Below are 21251 nucleotides of genomic sequence, written 5' to 3'. Positions count from 1 at the left end.
TGGATGACGCGGCTCGATACGCCCTACCGATGACCAGGAGCGACGACTACGCCGACGGCACCGGGACCGACGTGTGCACCGAGCACCGCACCGAACGGCAGCACGTCGACGCTGGTCAGGTCCGGGATACGCGCCATCAGCATGGCTGAGACGTCCTCGGCTCGCTCGGCGCACTGCATATGATGCACAGCCACGACAACCCCGGATTGCGTACCGATGTCGGCCGCCGCGGCAGCTGCCGCGTCCACCAGCTTGCTCAGTGCTTTCGAGGAGGTTCGCGTCTTCTCGCGCAACACCAGCGCACCATCGCTGATGTGCAGCACCGGCTTCATCGCCAGGGCCGTACCGAGCAGGGCTGCGGCAGTGCCGATACGGCCGCCGCGGCGCAGGTGATCCAATCGATCGACGACGATGAAACATCTCGACGACGCAGACCTGCGAACAGCATTGTCGTAGACCTCGTCGAGTCCGGCTCCACCCGCTGCGGCATACGCTGCTGCCAGCGCCGGGTAGCCCAATCCCATTCCGGCAGAACCGGAATCGACAACCTTCACCAACGATCCGATCTGCTCGGCGGCCTGCCGCGCAGCCTCCCAGGTGCTCGACAGGCCCCGGGAGATGTGCAGTGCGACGACGCCCGCCCCGCGACTGCGTTCGAGAGCTGCGGCATAGACCTCGGTCAGCTCGCCCGGAGACGCCCCCGCGGTCGTCACCGGCTTTCCGTCGGTCGATTGTTCGGGAATCTCGTCGATACCCTCACGATGGTCGACGCCGTCCACCAACACATGCAGCGGTGCCACCGTGATACCGCACTCGGCGGCTATGGACGCGGGCAGGCAGGACGACGAATCGGTGACGACGGCGACGGTCATGGGTGCCGGATCGCTGCCGCCGCTGCCACCGGTCGCAACACCGTCAGCATTGCGTCGGCCACGGCCACGTGTGCATCCCAACCCCAGTGGATTCCGTCGGGGTTGGCGTTCTCGGACTCGATGTTCGGACGAACTGCCTCCGCGAGATCGACCATCGGAACACCGTTTTCGTCGCTCCAGGCACGCAGCGCTCGTACCGCGGGCTCGCGCCCCGAATGCACCCGCCCGTAGGCGTCGCACCGATGCACCGACGGATAGGTACCGATGACGGGCAATTCCGGCCGCACGTAGGCCAATGCGGCGCGGGTCTGCTCGAGGTAGTCGACACTCAGTCGCGGCGGAAGCGCCACCGGCCAACCCAGATGCGACAGGACCGGCTGCACCGCTTGATAACCCGCGCGAACGACCCGCCGAAGTGCGGGCGGACGGATGTAGCGGATCTGCTCACGCAACGCGGTCGGTAGCGGCGACGGCAACGAGTCCATGCCGCCGATTCCGAGTACGACGGCACCGGCCCGCGGTATCACCGCCCACACTCGCGGATCCTGGGTCAGAGCCCACCACGCATCGCGGCTCGTCCAGCCGATGCGGGCTACCAGCTCGACATCCCAATCCAGCTCTGCAGCAACGATATTGGGCCACAGCCGAGGATCGTCGACCGGCAGCCCGCCCTCGGGTCCGTAATAGCTCAGCGAGTCCGCCAGCACGAGCAGCACGGGGCGCGCGGCGGCCTCCTCAGAGGACGTCACTGGCCACCCGCGCCGAGGCGTTCCAGACGTCGAGCCGCCAGGACGGGTTGTCGCCGGGTCCGTGCGCACCGAGCTGTACCCAGCTGGTGTTGGCGAGGCCGCCGAGCACCGGCCAGCGATCGGTCGGCAGTGCGAGCAACGCTGCGGTCAGGGCAGCGATCAACCCTCCGTGCGCCACGAGCACCAGTGGTCGCTGGTCGCCGTCGGCACCCCACTCGGGGACGCCGCCGAGGAGCTCACGCACCAGCGGCACGCTGCGGTTCGCAACGTCGATGCGACTTTCCCCACCGGGCGGGGCGACGGTTGCGTCGGCACGCCAGGCCGGACGCGCCCCGGGGGCGATGTCGTCCACCTCGGTGTGGGTGAGTCCCTGCCAGTCGCCGAGATGTGTCTCCCGCAGCCGCTCGTCCGTGGACACCGGGACTCCAGCCGCGTCCCCGAGAGCTTCCGCAGTGTCGAGAGCGCGCTTGAGATCGGACGAGACGATGCGGATGGGCGCGCGGACAGCCAATTCGGCCGCAGCCGTCTTCGCCTGACTGCGGCCCAGCTCGGACAGATCGGTATCGAGCTGGCCCTGCATACGGTCGGTGGCGTTGTAGTCAGTCTGACCGTGGCGAAGCAGGATGAGCCGCCGGATCATTGCTCCGGTTCCGGTGCCGGATGCTGACCGAGGCCCGGAACCTCGATCGTCGGGCAGTCCTTCCACAGTCGCTCGAGCGCATAGAAGTTGCGCTCTTCGTTGTGCTGGACGTGCACCACGATGTCGGAGTAGTCCAGCAGCGCCCAGCGGCCCTCTCTGGTACCTTCGCGACGCACCGGCTTATGTCCGGCCTCACGAAGCTGGTCCTCGATGTTCTCCACGATCGAGTTGACCTGACGCTCGTTGGGCGCGGAGGCGATCACGAAGCAATCGGTGATGTAGAGCTGGTCGGAGACGTCGAGGATCACCACGTCGCTGGCCAGTTTGTCGTCGGCTGCGAGCGCGGCGATACGCGCCATCTCGGCGGCTTCGGCTGTTGCAGTCACTTCGGTGTACTCCCACTCGTATGGCTCGGGTTCGCGGTCACTGCGCTGGTGACCGACCCGGCCGGTTGCTTCTTCTGTGGCGCCGGTTCCGACATGGTGACGGATCCGTCGAGGCGCTGCGCGCCCCGTGGTCGATAGAGGTTCCTCTTCGAGATGTATTGCACGACGCCGTCCGGGACGAGGTACCAGACCGGCCGATTTTCACCGGCACGACGTCGGCAGTCCGTCGACGATATCGCGAGTGCCGGGATTTCCATCAATGTGAGAGTGTCGGCGGGCAACGATCGTAGATGGTTGGCCAGATGATCGACGCCGAGCTCGAACCCCGGCCGCGTCACTCCGACGAACTTCGCGAGCTCGAAGAGCTCCTCCCAGTTCTGCCACGTCAGGATGGACTCGAGCGCATCGGCACCGGTGATGAAGTACAACTCGGCATCGGGGTGCTGCGCTCGAAGATCCCTCAGGGTGTCGACGGTGTAGGTCGACTTTTCTCGGTCGACGTCGACCCGGCTCACCGAGAACCGAGGATTCGACGCGGTGGCGATGACCGTCATCAAGTAGCGGTCCTCGGCCGGGCTGACCGACCGGCCCTCCTTCTGCCACGGGGTCCCGGTGGGAACGAAGATGACCTCGTCCAGACCGAACGTGGCCGCCACCTCGCTCGCAGCCACGAGGTGACCGTGGTGAATGGGGTCGAAAGTGCCGCCCATGACCCCCAACCGGAGAGTCGGCGTGGTGTTCGTGTCCTCACCGGGGCCGGATTCGTGCTGCACAACCGACGATTCTACGTCCGTGGCAGCGACGCCGGTTACACGCCTCATACCGGCAACAGTCGTGAGACCACCGTCGCGAGCTGTTGGGCCGACCGACACTCGTGCATCGCAATCACGTCCGCATACACCTTGGCCGCCGAATCACCGGATCCCCACTGAGATTTGGGCTCGGGGTTGAGCCAGTAGGCGTGCTTGGCCACCGAGACGATTCGGGCCAACGCCGGCAGCTTCGGTTCGCGATAGTTCGTCCGGGCATCGCCCAGAACGAGAACCGAACTGCGGCTGGTGATGACCTGCGCGTACTTCTCGTCGAACGTCGTCAGGGCATGCCCGTAATCCGAATGACCGTCGTAGGTCACGAGGTCCGCTTCCCGCACGATCCGGCTCATGGCTGCCCCGAGGTCTGCCCCGGAATCGAAGAACCGCGTCACCTCGTCGGTGGAGTCGACGAACGCAAAGATTCGCACCCGGGAGAACTGTTCACGAAGAGCGTGCACCAGCAGCAGGGTGAAGTTGCTGAATCCGGCCACCGACCCCGAGACATCGCACAGCACAACCAGTTCCGGCCGGGCACGACGCGGCTTACGCTCCACCAGATCGATGGGAATACCGCCGGTCGACATGGATTTGCGCAGCGTGCGTCGCAGATCGATGGAGCCGTGCCTGCTTCGACTGCGGCGCACCGCAAGTCGCGAGGCCAGCAACCGCGCCAGCGGTGCGACATTACGCCGCAATGCAACCATCTCCGCGTCCGAAGCACGCAGGAAATCGACTTCCTCCGCCAGTTTCGGCACGCCGTAGCTCGCTACCCGGTCGCGGCCCAGTTTCTCGGCCGACCGTCGCCTCGTCTCGCTCTCGACCATCTTGCGTAGGTCGGCAATGCGTTGCGCTGCAGTACGTTTGGCCACCTCCGACTCGTAGTCGTCGGTGGGCCGATCCGGCGCGTCGTCACTCCGGCCCAGCAGGCCGTCGAGGATCTTGCGAAGCAGCGTGTCGGGAGCAACATCACGCAACGCCTGATAGGCCGAGAACGACGGCCCGTTCGAAGACTTGTACTGACCGAGCTCTTCGACCATCTGGGCCGCCAGCATCTGGGTCAGTTCGGCCGCCTCCGCCGAGTCGTCCGAGAGCAGTTCGACGATCAGTTCACGCAACGCATCGATATCGACCTCGCCTGTCTCGGTGCGAGGCAGCGCGGTGTCGATCTGCCCCGAATCCCTGGTACCCGATGCCACCGGAAACCACAGGTCGAACAACGCGTCGAACACCCCGCGGTGCGTCGGACGTCGCAGCAGCGCGCAGGCCAGCCCCTCGCGGACCGCTTCTCGGTCCAACAGATCCAACACCGCCAGCACGCGTCCGGCATCGACGGTCTCCGACGGCCCCACCGAGATCCCACGCTTACGCAACGCCTCGACGAAACCGACGAGATGCCCGGGAATTCCGTGTGGGGCGAGCATGTCAGTTCAGCCGCAGTTCGGCGGCGGCGCGCACCTGATCCGACTGATGCTTGAGCACGACTCCGAGCGTCGACCGGACCGCGTCGTCGTCGAGGGTGTCCATGCCGAGGGCCAGGAGTGTGCGACCCCAGTCGATCGTCTCGGCCACCGACGGCAACTTCTTGAGCTGCATCCCTCGGAGCACGCGGACGGTCTTGATCATCTGCTCCGCGATCGCCTCGGGCAGTTCGGGAACGCGGCTGGCCAGGATTCGACGCTCGAGGTCCGCGTCGGGGAAGTCGAGGTGCAGGAACAGGCAGCGGCGCTTGAGAGCTTCCGACAGTTCGCGCGTGGCATTGGACGTCAACACGACGAACGGGGTGCGCTCCGCCGTGATCGTGCCCAGCTCGGGAATGGTGATCGCGAAGTCGCTGAGCACCTCGAGCAGCAGGCCCTCGATCTCGACATCTGCTTTGTCGGTCTCGTCGATCAGGAGCACGGTCGGCTCGGTTCGGCGAATGGCCTGCAGCAACGGCCGAGCCAGCAGAAACTCCTCGGAGAACACGTCGAGCTTCGTCGAGTCCCAGTCGGCACTCGAGCCGGATTGGATACGCAGGATCTGTTTGGCGTGGTTCCACTCGTACAGAGCCCTCGCCTCGTCGACGCCCTCGTAGCACTGCAGTCGCACCAGTTCGGCTCCGGTCGACTGCGCGACCGCGCGCGCCAATTCGGTCTTGCCGACTCCGGCGGGACCCTCGATCAACAGCGGCTTGCCGAGGCGATCGGCGAGAAAGACCGATGTGGCCGTGGCCTTGTCGGCCAGATACCCCGTCTCGGCCAGACGGGCCTGAACATCGTTCACGCTCGCGAACAACGGTGGTGTCGTCGGTAGGGCACGGTCCACGTCACAACTCCTGGAAGATCGGGTCTGGCGGGTCGAGTGGCTGCAGGCCGGTCAGACGGGTCTGACGTGCCCGTCGCCCCACACCGTCCATTTGGTCGAGGTCAGCTCGGGCAGGCCCATGGGGCCGCGGGCGTGCAGCTTCTGGGTGGAGATGCCGATCTCGGCACCGAAGCCGAACTGCTCGCCGTCGGTGAACGCGGTGGAGGCGTTGACCATCACGGCAGCCGCGTCGACTCGTCGGGTGAATTCGCGCGCAGCACCGATGTCCGACGCGACGATCGCCTCGGTATGGCCGGTGCCGTATCGGTCGATGTGGCCGATTGCCTCGTCGATGCCGTCGACCACCTTCAGCGCGATGTCGAGCGAGAGGTATTCCTGCGACCAATCGTCGTCGCCTGCAGGAACCAACCCCGGCAGATCACCGTGCACCGTGACACTGTGCATCTGGAACGCCTGCAACAACCTCGGCACCATGGTCTCGGCGATCGCGGCATCGACCAGCACCGTTTCGGCGGCGTTGCACACGCTCACCCGGCGGGTCTTGGCGTTGAGCACGATCTTCTCGGCCGTCTCCGCGTCGGCGGAGGAATGCAGATAGACGTGGCAGTTACCCACCCCGGTCTCGATGGTGGGAACCGTGGCATCACGCACGACCGCGGCGATCAGACCCGCTCCCCCACGCGGGATCACGACATCCACCAGCCCGCGGGCCTGAATGAGGTGGGTGACCGTCGACCGATCAGCACTACCGAGCAGTTGTACGGCCGATTCCGGCAGCCCGTGGCTCGTGAGCGCACCCTGCAGCGCCTCGACCAGGGCTGCGTTCGACTGCGCCGCGGACGAGGACCCCCGCAGCAGCACTGCGTTCCCGGATTTGAACGCCAGACCGAACGCGTCGACGGTCACGTTGGGACGCGCCTCGTAGACCATGCCCACGACGCCCAGCGGAACCCGCATCTGCCTGATCTCGAGCCCGTTGGGGAGCGTCGATCCGCGGATGACCTCGCCGATCGGATCGGGTAGGCCCGCCACCTGCCGCAGCCCGGCGGCAATACCGTCGATGCGCGGTGCCGTCAGCCGCAGCCGATCGAGCAGACCCTCGTCCGTTCCCGCAGCGCGGGCGATCTCGATGTCGGCGGCGTTGGCTGCGAGCACCGGCTCCGCTGCGGCCAGCACGGCGTCGGCCGCGGCATGCAGCAGCGAATCCTTCTCCGCAGTGGTCAGCAACGCCAGTGCACGTGAAGCGACGCGGGCTCGGCGAGCAGCCGAGTGCACGTTCTCGTGCTCGTCGGCAGAGGACGGCACCGAAGCGGCCGAGACGGAAGCAGTCATGCACTACACACTAATAGGGCCGGGGAATGAAGCTGCATCTCCACGTCGTTGCAGCACAGCGTGGACATCGCCGACGTCACCGACGTCGAGACCGACAGACCGGAGGAACCACCTGTGAGTGCCCTGTTCGAGCCCCTGACATTGCGCGAGCTCACCTTTCCCAACCGGGTATGGATGGCACCGATGTGCCAGTACTCGGCCGACGAGACGGGCGAGAACGTCGGCGTCGCGGGCGACTGGCATCGCACCCACCTGGTGAGCCGCGCGATCGGCGGAGCCGGCCTGATCATCACCGAGGCCACAGCGGTCAGCCCCGAGGGCCGAATCAGCCCGTCGGACCTGGGCATCTGGAACGACACACAGGCCGACGCACTGGCCGAGATCGTCACCGAGATCTCGTCCTTCGGTACCGTGCCGGGCATCCAGCTGGCGCATGCGGGCCGGAAGGGCTCGACGGCGGCTCCCTGGCTCGGTGGCACATCACTGCCCGCCGAGGATCCCCGGAGCTGGGAAACCGTGGGCCCGAGCGCCGTACCGTTCGGTCGTTACGCGACACCACGGGAAGCGACAGCCGACGACATCGCAAAGATCGTCGACGATTTTCGTAACGCTGCGCAGCGCGCACTGAAGGCCGGGTTCCAGGTAGCCGAGATACACGGCGCGCACGGATACCTCCTGCACCAATTCCTCTCGCCTGCCAGCAACACGCGCACCGACGCCTACGGCGGCGACTTCGCGGGACGGACTCGCCTGCTGATCGAGGTGGTCGACGCGGTCCGTGAGGTGTGGCCGGCCGAGCTTCCGGTGTTCGTCCGTCTGTCGGCAACGGACTGGCTCGACGAACCCGAGAAGTCCGATGCTGCAGCCGACTTGGAAGCTCCGAGTTGGACCTCTGATCAGACTGTCGCGCTGGCGCAGATACTCACCGAGCACGGCGTGGATCTCGTCGATACGTCCACCGGCGGGAACGTACGCGCCGAGATTCCGGTCGAACCCGGCTACCAGGTGCCGTTCGCACGGCGTATCCAGAACGAGACCACGATGCCGGCCGCAGCGGTGGGGATGATCACCGAACCGAAACAGGCCGACGACATCGTTTCGCTCGGCGAGGCGACTGCGGTGCTCCTCGCCCGCGAGCTGCTGCGCGATCCGTACTGGCCACGGCGCGCGGCCCGCGAACTCGGAGTGGAGATGGCACCGGCAGTGGCACCGCAGTACGAGCGGGCCTACTGACAGTCACATCACGAGACCGGTCACACCACGAAACCGAGCTTCTTGTCGACGACGTTGCGCAGCTGTTCGCCGCGGAAGTATCGCTGCGCGTTGTCGGCGAAGACGTCGGCGAGACGACTCTTCCACCCCGACGCGTCCCCGCTCATGTGCGGAGTGACGACCACGTTCTCGGCCGCCCACAGCGGGTGGTCGGCCGGGAGCGGCTCGGTCTCGAAGACGTCGAGCGCAGCCCCGGCGAGGTGTCCGGAAGCGAGATGCGTGAGCAGTGCATCGGTGTCGAGTAGCTCGCCGCGACCGACGTTGATCACCCTGGATCCGGGCTTCATCGCGGCCAACACGGAATCGTCGACCAGGCCCCTCGTCTGTTCGGTCAGCGGGGCAACCAGAACCAGGTAGTCGGCCCGCCCTACTTCGTCCACCAGATCATCACTGGCGTACACGGTGCCGAAGTCTCCGTCGCCGCCTCGCGCTGTTCGACCCACGCCGGAGACCGACATTCCCACAGCACTCAGCAGAGTCGCGATGGCACGCCCGATTGCTCCGGTGCCCACGATCATCACGTATGCACCGTCGATGCGTTCGGTCTCGCGGTGCTGCCAGGTCTTCGAATGCTGCAGTGTGCGCGAACGTTCGGAGTCCTTCGCGAACGCCAGAATCTGAGCCAGCACGAACTCCGCGATAGGCCGGTCGAACACTCCACGTGAATTGGTCACGACCACATCGGATTCCACCAGTTCGTCGAACAACAACGAGTCCACTCCGGCAGCGGCGATATGGATCCACTTCAGCGAACCGCACTGCGGCCATGCGGATTCGACTGCGGGCGAGAAGAAATCCCACAGCAGCAGGGCATCGGCGCCGTCGACGGCCTCGGCGAGCGTGTCGGCGGTGGCATATCTGATGTCGGCGACCTTCGCGACGGAATCGAGTCCGTCGGGAAGGTCGCCGGCATGCAGAACGGCCAGAACCGGACGCACTACTTCGACTTGTATCCGACGAGCTCGACGCCGGACGCAGCGACCTCGTCGTCGTTGTCACCGGGGCACTGGGTGCCGCGCAACGACCGGCCCGCGGTCTCTGGCATCAACAGGATCGGAACGAACGCGATGGCAGCTGCGATCATCATGTACCAACCGGGGATCAGGTTGGAACCCGTTCGGTCGATCAGGAACGTCAGAATCAGCGGTGCCGTGCCGCCGAAGAGCGCCGTGGAGACGTTGTATCCGATGGCGAACGCTCCGTAGCGCACCTGGGTGGGAAACAGTGCGGGCAGCGTCGACGACACGCAGGAGCACATGATGACCAGCAACACGCCGAGACCGAGCAGGCCGATGCTCTGGCCGATCAGGCCGGTGTTGATGATCAACAGAAACAGCGGGACGCTGAAGACGAAGTACCCCACACAGGCGACCAGCAGCAACGGCTTTCGGCCCACCCGGTCGGACAGAGCGCCGATGGGGTTGATGATCAACATCATGATGATCATGATGGCCACGAGAGTGAAGTTGGACTGAGTCGTGCTGTGCCCCAACGTGTCGCTGAGGTACGAGGGCAAGAACGTGAGCACCGTGTAGTACGCGATGTTGAGCAGCAGCACGAATCCCATCAGAATCAGGATTCGCTGCCAGTACGTCAGGGTGGCCTTGAGGGAGGTGACTGCTCCACCTGCACCTTCTTCGACCGTGCCGCCGTCTTCCTTGGCCTCGGCGAACACCGGAGAGTCCTCGAGCCGGGTCCGCAGCCACAACGCGACGATGCCCAGCGGGAGCGTCACCAGGAACGGGATTCGCCAGCCCCAGGCCTCCATGGTCTCGTCTCCGAGCCCGACGTTGAGCAGGGTGCACAGGGTGGCCCCGCCCACCGTGCCTGCGAGGGTGCCGAATTCGAGGAACGACCCGAAGAATCCGCGGCGCTTGTCGGGCGCGTACTCGGCCATGAACACTGCTGCGCCGCCGTACTCACCGCCGGTGGAGAAGCCCTGCACCAGTCGGCAGACGAGCAACAGCAACGGTGCTGCGATACCGATGGTGTCGAACGTCGGCAGCACACCGATCGCCGCCGTGGCCAACGTCATCATCGAGACGGTCAGGACGAGGACCTTCTGACGACCGATGCGGTCGCCGAGCGGGCCGAGCACGATGCCGCCGATGGGGCGAATGATGAACGACGCGGCCAGCACGGCGAACGTGGAGAGCAGGCTCGCTCCCCCATCGTCCGACGGAAAGAAGTTGGCGGCGATGTAGACGGCCAGGTAGCCGTACACCGCGTAGTCGAACCACTCCACGGCGTTGCCCAGTGCGGACCCGCCGATCGCGCGATGCAGAATTTTCGTTTCGTTCGCGCTGAGTGTGTCGGTACTCGGCGGATATCCGGTCGGCGAAGCTGCCGACCCTGAAGTTTCGGTCACGGTCCAATACCTCTCGCTTTATGACAACGTGGAGCGTCGGTTTGGTACTTCGCAGCGTCCGACTTTACGTCGACGCCGGGCGCACGTCTCGAACAACCCCCTCTTGGAAAACTAAAGACCAGGTGGCGCAGCGATTCTGGTGGCGATCAACGCGTACGCCTTTGCGCTGTCGGTCAATTGCTGCACGGCGACGGACTCGTCCGGCCGGTGCGCCTGGTTTTCGATCTCCCCGGGACCGAGCACGACGGTGCGGATACCCATCTGCTGTGCCACGAAACCACCATCGCACGAAGCAGTCCAGATGTCAGTGAAACCGGCAGATCCGATGTCGCGAACCGATTGCATTGCAGTGGTGACCAATCCATCGTCCGCAGCGGTGAGAAAGCCCGGCATTTCCATCGACACCTCGAGATGTACCTCGATTCCCGAACCGGTGATACCTGCCGCGTCGATGCGCGAACGCAGGTCGTCCACCACCTCCGCAGCGCTCTCGCCGGGTAGCAGCCGACGGTCGACCGTGAGTACGCACCGGTCGGCAACCATCGACGTACCGGTGCCTCCCGTCACGGTGCCCACGTTCCAGGTAGCGGGACCGAGTTCGGCGTGTGGATCCTCGTCCAATTCGATCTGCCAGTCCTCGATGACGGCGACGATGCGGGCGGCAGCGGATATCGCATTGGCACCGTTACGCGGCCGACCTGCATGAGCCGAACGCCCGCGCACGTCGATCTCGATATTCGCGGCTCCTCGGCAACCGACGATGGTCACCAGGTCCGTCGGCTCGGCCACCACGCAACACTGGAAACGACGGGGCCCCGGGTCGGCGACGAATGCTCGAATACCCAAGCCCGTGTCTTCCTCGTCCACCAGACACGCCAACGTCATCGGGAAGCGATCTGCAAGACCGGCATGGTTCACCGCATCCATAGCGGCCACCACTGCGGCCACTCCCCCCTTCATGTCGCATGCTCCCCGTCCGACCATGCGCCCCTCTCGCACGACCGCGGTGAACGGATCCGTCGTCCAGCCCGTGCCCGCCGGAACGACGTCGGAGTGGCCGACGAACAGGACCCCGGGGGTGTCATCGGGTCCGATCGAGGCGATCACGTTCGGTCTGCCGGGAGCGACCTCGATCGTGCGAACGTCGAATCCCAGTGCGCGACATCGCTCCGCGAGTATTTTCGCGCATTTTTCTTCGGTGTCGCCCGGATTTTCACCGCCCGCCTCGATCAACGCGGCTGTGAGAGAAACGATCTCGTTCTCATCGACGGCGTCGAGCAGAGACTGCTGGGCACTCGGAACGGTCATCGCGTGGGGTCGGAGGCGAGCAGATGCTTCGATTTTTCCACCGCGACGGCCAACCGCCTGATGCCTTCCTCGATGCGCTCGGGTGTCGACGAGGCGAAGCACAGCCGTAGCGAATCGTGAAACTTGCCGCCCACCGACAACGCCGGTCCTGGAATGTAGGCAACACCCTCGGCCAGTGCGGTTTCGAACAGATCCTGCGTCGAGAAATCGTGGTCGTTTCCACGCAATGTCGCCCACAGGAAGAAGCCCCCGTCGGGATCCGTGGTGGACATCGCGTCACCGAAGTGTGTCGCAATGCTGTTCTGCATCGCCATCTTTCGCGGTAGGTACACCGCAGCCAGCGACCGCAGGTGCTCCTCGAGCAGCCCGCGCCGGATGTACTCGGCCACCATCCTCTGGGCCGGAAGATTCGTACAGGTGTCCATCGCCTGCTTGGCGTTGACGATCAACCGACGCGCTTCGGGGGCCGCGTCCACCCACCCCACGCGCAGACCGGGAGCGATCATCTTCGAGAAGGTCCGCACCGAGAAGATCAGCGGATCGTTCGGACTCAGCGCCCCGAAACTCGGAATCGGGTCCCCCGAGAAACGCAGCAGGCCATAAGGATCGTCGTCGAGAATCACCGAACCCCATCGGTGTGCCAACTCGATCAACAACAGTCGACGCTCGAGCGAGAGCGTGACCCCGGACGGATTCTGAAAGTTGGGAATCACGTAGATCATCTTCGGTAGACGCCCGGCTCGCTCGACGAGTTCGGGTAACGCCTCGACGATCAGACCGTCACTGTCCATCGGTGCCTCGAGAATGTCGCCGCCGTAGCTCAACACGGTGGCAGTTCCGTTGGTGTACGTGGGACTTTCGACGATGACCAGATCACCGGGATCGACGAACAGCTTGCAGGCGATGTCGAGACCCTGCATGCCGCCCGAGGTGATGACGACCCGATCCTCGGACGTGGGTTCGCCGACGGACTCGAGATACGCCAACAACGCGTCGAGCAGACCCGGATCACCCTCGGTGGCACCGTAATCGAAGGCGTCCGCTGTGAGGACACTGCCGGCGATCTCGGTGAACGCGGCAGCCGGAACCGTCTCGGCTGCAGGAGATCCCATCGCGAACCTGACGATGTCGTGTTTCTGGGCAGCGAGAAGCGATGTCGACGAGTCGATCACCGATCCCACCAGTTGGTCGGTGCGCAGGGCCCAGGGAATGGCAGGAGTGGAGCCCGCGGAACGACCCTTCTGGGCGGGAGTGGAGCCCGCGGAACGACTCGGGGTGGCAGGAGTGGAGCCTGCGGAACGACCCTTCTGGGCAGGAGTGGAGCCTGCGGCGGAGGTGGTCATGTCTCACTCCTTCGTCAGTAGTTCTCGGGGGTATGCGGTGAATGTTTCGACGCCGGTGTCGGTGACTCGGACTGCTTCGGACACCTCGTATCCGTAGTCGTCCATCCACATTCCGCCGATGATGTGAAAGGTCATGTTCTCGGCCAGGACGGTCTCGTCGTCGGTGCGTAGGCTCACCGTGCGCTCGCCCCAGTCGGGGGCGTACGCGACGCCGATCGAGTAGCCGATGCGCGAGGGTTTGTGGAGGCCATGCTTGGCCAGGCTGGTGTTCCATACCTGAGCCAGCTCGGTTGCGGTGACCCCGGGGCGGACCGTTGCCAGTACCTCGTTCAGCGCTTCACCGGTGGATTCCGCGAGGTATTTCAGACGCGGACTCGGCTTGCCGAGCACGATCGTGCGGGCCATCGGAACGTGGTACCGCCGGAACACGCCGGCCAGTTCGACGACGGTGGTCTCGCCGCGTACGAACCGTTGATCCGACCACGTCAGGTGCGGAGTGTCCGCTCCTGCCCCGGTCGGCAGCATCGGCACGATGGCAGGGTGATCGCCGCCGAAGTCGGCAGTGCCGCGTACCTGTGCGTTCATGATGGCGGCAGCGGCATCGCACTGCCGTTCCCCTACCGAAATTGCTTGGTGCGCAGCAGACATCGCGGCCTCGCACACCGTCGCCGCACCGCGCATCAACGCGATCTCGGCCGGCGACTTGACCACGCGGATCCAATTGACCAACTCGTACGAGTCGGTGAATCGGTACTCGGGTAGCGATTTGACCAGCGCTTCGAAGGCTTTGGGGCTGAAGTAGTACGAGTCCATCTCCAGTCCCACTTGACCGTGCTCGAAGTTGTTGACCAACCCCAACTCTCGTAGCTTGGCGGCTACCCAGACGAACGGGTGGGTGTCTCTGCGCTGAACGAACGTCTCCGGGTATCCGAAGGTGTGGTCCTGCGGCAACCACGACGTACGGAACGCACCGTTGGCATCCATCTCGCGAGCGAAGAAGTACAGCTCGCCGTCCAGCGGCACGTACAGCATCTGCGGGGTATAGAACGAGAGTGCGTTGTAGCCCAGCAGATAGTAGAGATTCGCGGGGTCGGTGACGATCAGCGCAGTCAGGTTCTGCGACGCCATGCGCTGACGGACGGCTGCGAGCCGGTCGGCGTATTCCTCGTCGGTGAACGTGATGGGCGTGCTGTTCGGTACGTCCGGGTAGCGAGCCAGGCCGGGAGCAGCCCGTCCTGGAGTCTGCGCGGGTCCGATTGCGGTGACGTAGGCATCGTCGGATGAGGCGTTCACGGGCACCCCCTTCGGGAGGTCTTTTAGTAGATTGTTGACAATCAGGCTATCCGCAGGTGCCGGTGGGGAGCAAGGGCTGCCGTGTTAAAGCTGTGTTGCGCCCGAAGGCTCTACCCGGGTGTGGCGAGTACGGATTGCTCGGCCTGCTCGTCGACCATGGCTCGCGTCAGATCGTGCACGGCGGTGTCCATGTGTTCGTGGACGCCATTCTCGAGCGCATCCCAATCCGATCCCAGCAGCAGATCGACGATCAGCTGATGTTCCTCGACCAGGGCTTCGGGACGGTAGTAAGCAGTTTCGAGATTTGCCATGCAAATGCGTGCCTCGGCCGCCAGCGTGGCGTACATACGAGACATCCGACTGTTTCTCGTGGCCGCTACCAGGGCAGTGTGAAAGGCAAGGTCGCGTTCGGCGAGGCCACGCCAATCCGCCCGATCGATGAAAGGCTGCATCTGCATCACGATGGCCGAGAGTTCGTCTGCGGTCTTGATCAGCTGGGCACGATCTCCATGTACCAGAGTCCATGCCGCACCGACCTCGATCGCTGCACGCGACTGGTAGATCTCGGCGACGTCGCCGCTGCTGAGCTCGACGACGAACACACCGCGGTTGCGGTAGCTGACGAGCAGTCCCTCCTGATTCAGACGCTGCAACGCCTCTCGCACGGGGCCACGTGAAATCTCCAGCTCCGCCGCGACATTCGCCTCGTTGATCTGTTCTCCGGGCGCGTAGGACCCGTCGATGATGCGATCGCGAATCTGATCCGCGATCACCATCGACGTGTTGCGTGCGTCGATCGGTGTCAGGCGTCTCGAACCGGGCATGATCAGAACCTTCCTCAGCTGCGGGGAATCGCGAAGTATTTGTACTCCAGAAACTCGTCTATTCCGACTTTCCCGCCCTCGCGGCCGAGTCCCGATTGTTTGACACCACCGAACGGGGCTGCCGGATTCGACACCAACCCGGTGTTGAGCCCCACCATGCCCACCTCTAGGCGCTCCCCCATTCGCAGAGCCCGATCGATGTCCTGGGTGAACACGTATCCGACCAGTCCCCATTCGGTGTCGTTGGCCAGCGCGACGACCTCGTCCTCGGTGTCGAAGGGAACGATGGCGGCCACCGGTCCGAATATTTCCTGGGACATCAGATCCGATTCGGTATCGACATCGGTCAGGACGGTCGGTGGGTAGAAGTAGCCCGGCCCGTCCGGGGCCGCACCACCGACGACGGCGCGGGCACCGCGCGCGAGAGCATCGTCGACCAGAGCCTGGACCTTGCCCCGGCCTGCGTCGTCGATCAGCGGCCCCACCTCGGTCCCGTGAGAAGCGCCCGCGCCCACCCTCAGCGCGCCCATTCGGTCGGCCAAAGCATCCGAAAAGCGTTGTGCCACACTGCGGTGAACGAAGAACCGGTTCGCTGCGGTACATGCTTCGCCCATGTTGCGCATCTTGGCAACCATGGCTCCGTCGACGGCGCGGTCGAGATCTGCATCGTCCATGACCACGAAGGGTGCATTCCCGCCCAGCTCCATCGACGTCCGCATCACCGTCGCCGCCGCTTGTTCGAGCAGAATCTTGCCCACTGCCGTGGATCCTGTGAAGCTGATCTTGCGGGCAGCGCCGCTGCTCATCCACGACCCCACGACACCCGACGCATCGGTGGTCGGCACGATGTTGACGACGCCCGCAGGCACCCCCGCCTCGTGGAGAATCTGCACCAGCGCAAGTGCCGTCAGCGGCGTCTGCTCGGCGGGCTTGAACACGACGGTGCAGCCTGCCGCAAGGGCAGGCCCGATCTTGCGAGTTCCCATGGCCAGCGGGAAGTTCCACGGCGTGACGAGAATGCAGGGCCCGACCGGCGCGCGGGTGACCACGATGCGGTTCTTCCCGTCTCCGGTCAGGGTGTGATCACCCGAAATGCGTACCGCTTCCTCGGAGAACCAGCGAAAGAACTCGGCTCCGTACGCCACCTCGCCGCGCGCGTCGGCGAGCGGTTTACCCATCTCGGCGGTGATGATCGCAGCGAGCTCCTCCGAGCGGGCCATGATCATCTCGTATGCCGTCCGCAGTATGTCGCTTCGCACTCGCGGTGCGGTGGCCGCCCACTCCGCCGCGGAGTCGACGGCTGCAGCGAGCGCTTTCTCTGCGTCCGCGATACCGCCGTCCGCAACCGTGGCGATGACCTCGCCTGTGGCCGGGTCCACGACATCGAATCGGGCGTCCGATACCGACGGCACCCACTCACCACCGATGAAACAGTCTGTGGGAGAGGTGATGCGCGGACGCGTGAGGCTGGTGGTCGAGCTGGCGGTCATGGCCGCGGTCCTTTCGTCGAACGTGGATCGAGTATCTGTGCCAGGTGTACGGATGCATCGTCGCCCGAGTCACCGGTCAGTTGGCGCACCTGCATGTGACAGCTGAATCCGTCGGTCAGAACAGGAGTGTCGGGTTCGGTGGCCCGCAACGCGGGCGCGAGAGCCTGCTCGGCGACATCCATGCTGAGCTCGTAATGCCGACTCTCGAAACCGAAATTACCTGCTACACCGCAACATCCGGTGGCCTCACGTACCGACTCGATGCCCACGGCGGCGAGGGCTCGGCGCTGCGTTGCATCGCCGAAGACGGCGTACTCGTGGCAGTGAGTCTGCACCGTGACCGCAGCCGGCATGTCGCCCGAGGGCTGCCAGCCCGCGCTTGCCTGATCGATCACCGCTCCCGCGAAGCTCTGGACGCGTGCCGCGACCCTCCTCGCCGCGTCCGTGGGGACCAGTTCGGGCATGTCCTTACGGAACGCGGCCGCACAGCTCGGTTCGGTCACGACGATCGGCCTGTCGGTACCGTCGTCCAGCGCCGCAACGGCTTTCGTCAGCTGCTTGCGAGCGGACTTCAGCTGACCCGTCGAAATCCACGTCAAACCGCAACACACATCCGTTCGGCATTCGGTGGTGCGTCCGGAGTCTTCGAGAACGCGTTGTGCCGCACCCGCGACCTCGGGGCGAAAACCTTGTGTGAACGTGTCGACGACGAGCACCACATCGGCGTCGCGGCCACCGCCGACTCGGACGGCATCGGCCAGTTCCTTCGACGACGCGAACCGAGGCAATGCGCGTTCGGTGGTCAGCCCACCCAGACGTGCCGCCACTGCCGACACCCGGGGTGTCAGCAGACGATTGAGCAGCGGTGCCGTTCGCTTCGTCACCGCGAGCCATCGAGGCAACCACCCGAGCGAGTAGTGCGACAGCGGCCGCAGCCGCCTCGCGTAGTGATGGTCGAGGAACTCCGATTTGTACGTGGCCATGTCGACGCCGACGGGACAGTCCGAGGAGCAGGCCTTGCACGACAGGCAGAGATCGAGCGACTCCGCAACGTCCTTCGATGCCCATCCGTCGGCCACCGTCGGAGAACTGCGCACCATCTCCTGCAGCACCCGCGCCCGGCCCCGCGTCGAATCCTTCTCGTCACCCGTCGCACGGTAGCTCGGGCACATGACGCCACCGGTTGTCGTTCGACATTTCCCCACGCCCACACAGGATTGGGTGGCATGGACGAACGGGTCCAGATCGGGTCGCGACCCTATCTGGTGCAGATCGAAGCTGGTCTTCCACTCCCGGGCCGGGATGCCTTGAAGCATCAGGTTGTCCATCAGGGGTTCGGGGTCGGTGATGGATCCGGGGTTCAGGATTCCCGCGGGGTCCCAGATGCGCTTGAACCGGGAGAAGGCGTCGAGCATGCGAGGGGAATACATGACCGGCAACAGCTCCGAGCGTGCGCGGCCGTCACCGTGCTCGCCCGAAAGACTGCCGCCGTGCTTGACGACGACGCGTGCGGCAGCGCGCAGGAAGTCGTACATCACTCGTCGTCCGGCGTCGGTGCGTTGGTCGAAGGTGATCCGTACGTGCATGCAGCCGGCACCGAAGTGGCCGTACATCACTCCGGTCAGATTGTGTTCGGCCAGTAGCGAATTCAGGTCCGCGAGATACGCCGACAGGTTTTCCGGTGCCACGGCGGCGTCTTCCCAACCGCCCCAGGACTCGACTCCACTCGCCAGGCGCGTCGCCAAACCGGCACCGTCCTCGCGCACCCGCCACAACGCTGCGCGATCGGCCGCATCGGTCACGATACGACCCTCTTTGACGCGCCCGAGCCGACCGAGAGCCTCGAGCAACCGAGATGCCTTGTCCTGCACCTCTGTCGCGTCGGCCCCGTCGAGGTCGACGTACAACCAGGCATTTCCTGCAGGGAGCCCTCGTACCGAGTCCGGTCCGCGGCGATACTCCATCGTGCCGGCGATGTTGTCGTCGATTCCTTCGACGGCGGCGGGTGAGAACTCGAGAATGGTCGTCACGTCCGCCGCGGCGGCCACCACGTCGTCGTATCCGAGACACAGCAGCAGTGCGGCTGGGGGTACGGGCACGACGGCGACGGTCACCGACACGATCACCGCGCAGGCACCTTCGCTTCCGACGAGGGCCCGGGCAACGTCGAAACCGTTCTCCGGCAACAGATGCGAGAGGTGGAATCCCGATACCTGACGCGGGATGCGACCCAACTCGACCCGCAGGAGGGCCAAGTTGTCGGACACCAGCGAGCGCAGCTCGTTCGAGATACGTTCGGCTGCAGCGACAGCCGCCGAGTCCTGGGTTCGCAGCGCCTGCACACCGGTGCGGGTGACTCGCAGCAGGTATCCGTCGGCGGTCACCACGTCCATGGCCACCGTGTGATCGGCGGTGCGTCCGTACCGCACGGAGTGGTTACCGCACGCGTCGTTGCCGACGGCTCCGCCCACTGTCGCGCGGGTCTTGCTGGACGGATCGGGCGCGAAGGTGAACGCACCGTCGGTCCGCGTCACCAGCTGACGTTGCAAGTCCGAGATGACGATTCCGGGCTCGACGACGGCAGTCCTGGACTCGGTGTCGACCGAGAGCACCCGGTTCATGTGGCGCGAGAAGTCGAGGACGATCCCACGGCCGATTGCGTTGCCCGCCATGGAGGTACCGCCGCCACGCCCGATGACGACAACGTCGGCGGCGGCACACAGCGACACGACCGTAGCCACTTCGTCGGCGCTGCGCGGAAAGACGACAGCGGCCGGCGGGACTCGGTAGTTCGACGCGTCGTAGGAGTATTCGGCCAACCGTCGGGACGAATCGTCGACGTCGATGCCCAGTCTTCGCACTCGCTGTACGAGTGCGGGCACCTCGGAACGAACTGGGGCTGCTGTCACAGCACGTTCTTCAATGTCCGCGACAACGCGTCGAGTCCGAACGTCATCTCGTCGTCGCTCACGATCAGTGCGGGGATGATACGAACCACGTTGCCGAGCGCACCGCAGGTGAGCAACAGCAGCCCTTCGTCGATGGCACCCTGTTGCACCCGCAGAGCAGCGGCGGCGTCGGGATTGCCCGAGCTGTCGACGAATTCGAGCGCCTGCATCAATCCGAGTCCCCGAGCATCACCGATGGCCGGGTGCTGTTCCTTCAGCGCGAGAAGGCCGTCGAGGAGAACTCGGCCCTGCGCTGCCGCGTTGTCGACCAGCCCTTCCTCGCGCACGACGTCGAGGGTAGCGACTCCCGCCGCAGCAGCGACGGCGTTGCCGCCGTAGGTTCCGCCTTGCGACCCCGGCCATGCCTTGCCCATCAGCTCTGCCGATGCGGCGATCGCCGAAATCGGGAACCCGCTGGCGAGTCCTTTTGCGGTGATGAGGATGTCGGGGGTGATCGACGAGTGCTGATGGCCCCAGAACGTTCCGGTGCGTCCGACTCCGGCCTGCACCTCGTCGACTATCAGGACGATGCCGTGGGTGTCGGCGCGTTCGCGCAAGCCCTCGAGGAATGCAGGGGGTGTGGGGAGGTATCCGCCGTCGCCCAGCACCGGCTCGATGATGAACGCAGCCGTATCGGCGGGGCTGGACATCGTCATCAACAGGTAATCGAGTTCCTTCAGCGCGAAGGCGACTGCGGTGTCCATGTCCCATCCGTACCGAAATGCATACGGAAACGGTGCGATGTGCACCCCACCCATGATCGGCGAGAATCCCGATCGGAACTTGGTTCCCGCCGTGGTGAGCGATGCAGCCGCCACCGTTCGCCCGTGGAAGCCGCCGTGGAATGCAACGATGTTCGGTCGACCGGTTGCCATGCGCGCCAATCGGATCGACGCCTCGACTGCCTCGGATCCCGAGTTCGCGTAGAACACACTGTCCAACCCGGCAGGCAACACTTCTCCGAGCTTGTCCGTCAGCGCGAGCAGAGGCTGATGCATGACGGTCGTGTATTGGGCGTGGATGATCTTGCCCACCTGTTCGCGAGCTGCCTCGACCACGCGGGGATGGCAGTGACCGGTGCTGGTGACGCCGATCCCGGTCGTGAAGTCGAGGTACTTGCGCCCGTCGGTCCCGATGATCCAGCTGCCCTTTCCGTGGTCGACGACGATCGGGGTCGCCTGCTTGAGTGCGGGGCTGAGGTGGGTGCGAGTCGACGCTGTCATGGGTGCCATCGTCACCCACCGATTACGGATTGTCAACAATCTGCAATTACGAATTCGGGGCCGGATCACGCCGTTCGGTCGAGCCCA

General features: G+C 65.0%; 18 protein-coding genes. 1 reads left to right on the top strand and 17 read right to left on the bottom strand.

Translation table 11 applies throughout. The annotated features are described in order from the left end of the window. Positions 1–23 precede the first annotated feature (23 nt). The 8 genes from AB0O58_RS16685 to AB0O58_RS16650 are packed head-to-tail and all read right to left on the bottom strand — an operon-like array spanning position 24 to position 7095. Entirely contained in the window at positions 24–872 is an 849-nt protein-coding gene (locus AB0O58_RS16685) for a DegV family protein (protein WP_027497526.1), read from the bottom strand. Then, the gene (gene octT, locus AB0O58_RS16680; RefSeq protein ID WP_032399931.1) at positions 869–1621 is read right to left on the bottom strand and encodes a diglucosylglycerate octanoyltransferase; all 753 of its coding nucleotides are present in this window, start codon (positions 1619–1621) and stop codon (positions 869–871) included. The genes AB0O58_RS16685 and octT overlap by 4 nt, the downstream gene beginning before the upstream one ends. Further along, on the bottom strand, positions 1608–2261 hold the full coding sequence (locus AB0O58_RS16675; protein WP_027497528.1) for a histidine phosphatase family protein: 654 nt from the start codon (positions 2259–2261) through the stop codon (positions 1608–1610). Before AB0O58_RS16675 ends, octT begins: the two co-directional genes overlap by 14 nt. Then, positions 2258–2647: a ribosome silencing factor gene (rsfS, locus tag AB0O58_RS16670; protein WP_027497529.1), complete on the bottom strand. Its 390-nt coding sequence runs from the start codon at positions 2645–2647 to the stop codon at positions 2258–2260. The genes AB0O58_RS16675 and rsfS overlap by 4 nt, the downstream gene beginning before the upstream one ends. Next, positions 2644–3468 carry a nicotinate-nucleotide adenylyltransferase gene (gene nadD, locus AB0O58_RS16665; protein ID WP_080729207.1) on the bottom strand — a complete coding sequence of 275 codons (825 nt, stop codon included), beginning with the start codon at positions 3466–3468 and terminating at the stop codon, positions 2644–2646. The genes rsfS and nadD overlap by 4 nt, the downstream gene beginning before the upstream one ends. Further along, a complete protein-coding gene (locus AB0O58_RS16660; protein ID WP_032370229.1) occupies positions 3465–4880 on the bottom strand; it encodes a VWA domain-containing protein in 1416 nt (471 codons plus the stop codon). Before AB0O58_RS16660 ends, nadD begins: the two co-directional genes overlap by 4 nt. Position 4881: 1 nt before the next feature. Beyond that, positions 4882–5763, bottom strand: coding sequence for a MoxR family ATPase (locus AB0O58_RS16655; protein ID WP_027497532.1), 882 nt, complete (start codon positions 5761–5763; stop codon positions 4882–4884). A gap of 51 nt (positions 5764–5814) precedes the next feature. Then, positions 5815–7095, bottom strand: coding sequence for a glutamate-5-semialdehyde dehydrogenase (locus AB0O58_RS16650; protein ID WP_366238506.1), 1281 nt, complete (start codon positions 7093–7095; stop codon positions 5815–5817). 114 nt (positions 7096–7209) lie between these two features. Between AB0O58_RS16650 and AB0O58_RS16645 the strand changes: the two genes are divergently transcribed. Then, a complete protein-coding gene (locus tag AB0O58_RS16645) occupies positions 7210–8328 on the top strand; it encodes an NADH:flavin oxidoreductase/NADH oxidase (protein WP_366238505.1) in 1119 nt (372 codons plus the stop codon). 20 nt (positions 8329–8348) lie between these two features. Here AB0O58_RS16645 and AB0O58_RS16640 read toward each other — a convergent pair whose 3' ends face one another. From AB0O58_RS16640 to AB0O58_RS16600, 9 genes are all read right to left on the bottom strand, one after another. Then, positions 8349–9305: a D-2-hydroxyacid dehydrogenase gene (locus AB0O58_RS16640; RefSeq protein ID WP_206498209.1), complete on the bottom strand. Its 957-nt coding sequence runs from the start codon at positions 9303–9305 to the stop codon at positions 8349–8351. Then, entirely contained in the window at positions 9305–10735 is a 1431-nt protein-coding gene (locus AB0O58_RS16635) for an MFS transporter (RefSeq protein WP_051365181.1), read from the bottom strand. Before AB0O58_RS16635 ends, AB0O58_RS16640 begins: the two co-directional genes overlap by 1 nt. A gap of 111 nt (positions 10736–10846) precedes the next feature. Continuing rightward, the gene (locus AB0O58_RS16630) at positions 10847–12043 is read right to left on the bottom strand and encodes a M20 family metallopeptidase (protein WP_032374435.1); all 1197 of its coding nucleotides are present in this window, start codon (positions 12041–12043) and stop codon (positions 10847–10849) included. Continuing rightward, the gene (locus AB0O58_RS16625; RefSeq protein WP_241258037.1) at positions 12040–13386 is read right to left on the bottom strand and encodes a PLP-dependent aminotransferase family protein; all 1347 of its coding nucleotides are present in this window, start codon (positions 13384–13386) and stop codon (positions 12040–12042) included. Before AB0O58_RS16625 ends, AB0O58_RS16630 begins: the two co-directional genes overlap by 4 nt. A gap of 3 nt (positions 13387–13389) precedes the next feature. Then, on the bottom strand, positions 13390–14568 hold the full coding sequence (locus tag AB0O58_RS16620) for a Xaa-Pro peptidase family protein (RefSeq protein WP_032374568.1): 1179 nt from the start codon (positions 14566–14568) through the stop codon (positions 13390–13392). Between the two features lie 221 nt (positions 14569–14789). Continuing rightward, on the bottom strand, positions 14790–15503 hold the full coding sequence (locus AB0O58_RS16615; protein ID WP_230593412.1) for a GntR family transcriptional regulator: 714 nt from the start codon (positions 15501–15503) through the stop codon (positions 14790–14792). A gap of 14 nt (positions 15504–15517) precedes the next feature. Continuing rightward, on the bottom strand, positions 15518–16993 hold the full coding sequence (locus AB0O58_RS16610) for an NAD-dependent succinate-semialdehyde dehydrogenase (protein WP_032368192.1): 1476 nt from the start codon (positions 16991–16993) through the stop codon (positions 15518–15520). Then, positions 16990–19875 (bottom strand): FAD-binding and (Fe-S)-binding domain-containing protein, encoded by a 2886-nt coding sequence (locus AB0O58_RS16605; protein ID WP_032400034.1) that lies wholly within the window; start codon positions 19873–19875, stop codon positions 16990–16992. The genes AB0O58_RS16610 and AB0O58_RS16605 overlap by 4 nt, the downstream gene beginning before the upstream one ends. A 23-nt stretch (positions 19876–19898) precedes the next feature. After that, the gene (locus AB0O58_RS16600; protein WP_032374571.1) at positions 19899–21164 is read right to left on the bottom strand and encodes an aminotransferase class III-fold pyridoxal phosphate-dependent enzyme; all 1266 of its coding nucleotides are present in this window, start codon (positions 21162–21164) and stop codon (positions 19899–19901) included. Positions 21165–21251: the final 87 nt, after the last annotated feature.

This window comes from Rhodococcus sp. NPDC080181 (assembly GCF_040702225.1).
In the GTDB taxonomy this organism is placed as follows: Bacteria; Actinomycetota; Actinomycetes; order Mycobacteriales; family Mycobacteriaceae; genus Rhodococcoides; species Rhodococcoides fascians.
This window is presented reverse-complemented; position numbering and strand designations above follow the sequence as displayed.

Bases quoted from the DNA above. Each gene is read 5' to 3' on its own strand.
- AB0O58_RS16685 (WP_027497526.1), bottom strand. From the start codon at position 872: ATGACCGTCGCCGTCGTCACCGATTCGTCGTCCTGCCTGCCCGCGTCC.
- AB0O58_RS16675 (WP_027497528.1), bottom strand. From the start codon at position 2,261: ATGATCCGGCGGCTCATCCTGCTTCGCCACGGTCAGACTGACTACAAC.
- nadD (WP_080729207.1), bottom strand. From the start codon at position 3,468: ATGAGGCGTGTAACCGGCGTCGCTGCCACGGACGTAGAATCGTCGGTT.
- AB0O58_RS16660 (WP_032370229.1), bottom strand. From the start codon at position 4,880: ATGCTCGCCCCACACGGAATTCCCGGGCATCTCGTCGGTTTCGTCGAG.
- AB0O58_RS16650 (WP_366238506.1), bottom strand. From the start codon at position 7,095: ATGACTGCTTCCGTCTCGGCCGCTTCGGTGCCGTCCTCTGCCGACGAG.
- AB0O58_RS16630 (WP_032374435.1), bottom strand. From the start codon at position 12,043: ATGACCGTTCCGAGTGCCCAGCAGTCTCTGCTCGACGCCGTCGATGAG.
- AB0O58_RS16625 (WP_241258037.1), bottom strand. From the start codon at position 13,386: ATGACCACCTCCGCCGCAGGCTCCACTCCTGCCCAGAAGGGTCGTTCC.
- AB0O58_RS16615 (WP_230593412.1), bottom strand. From the start codon at position 15,503: ATGCCCGGTTCGAGACGCCTGACACCGATCGACGCACGCAACACGTCG.
- AB0O58_RS16610 (WP_032368192.1), bottom strand. From the start codon at position 16,993: ATGACCGCCAGCTCGACCACCAGCCTCACGCGTCCGCGCATCACCTCT.
- AB0O58_RS16600 (WP_032374571.1), bottom strand. From the start codon at position 21,164: ATGACAGCGTCGACTCGCACCCACCTCAGCCCCGCACTCAAGCAGGCG.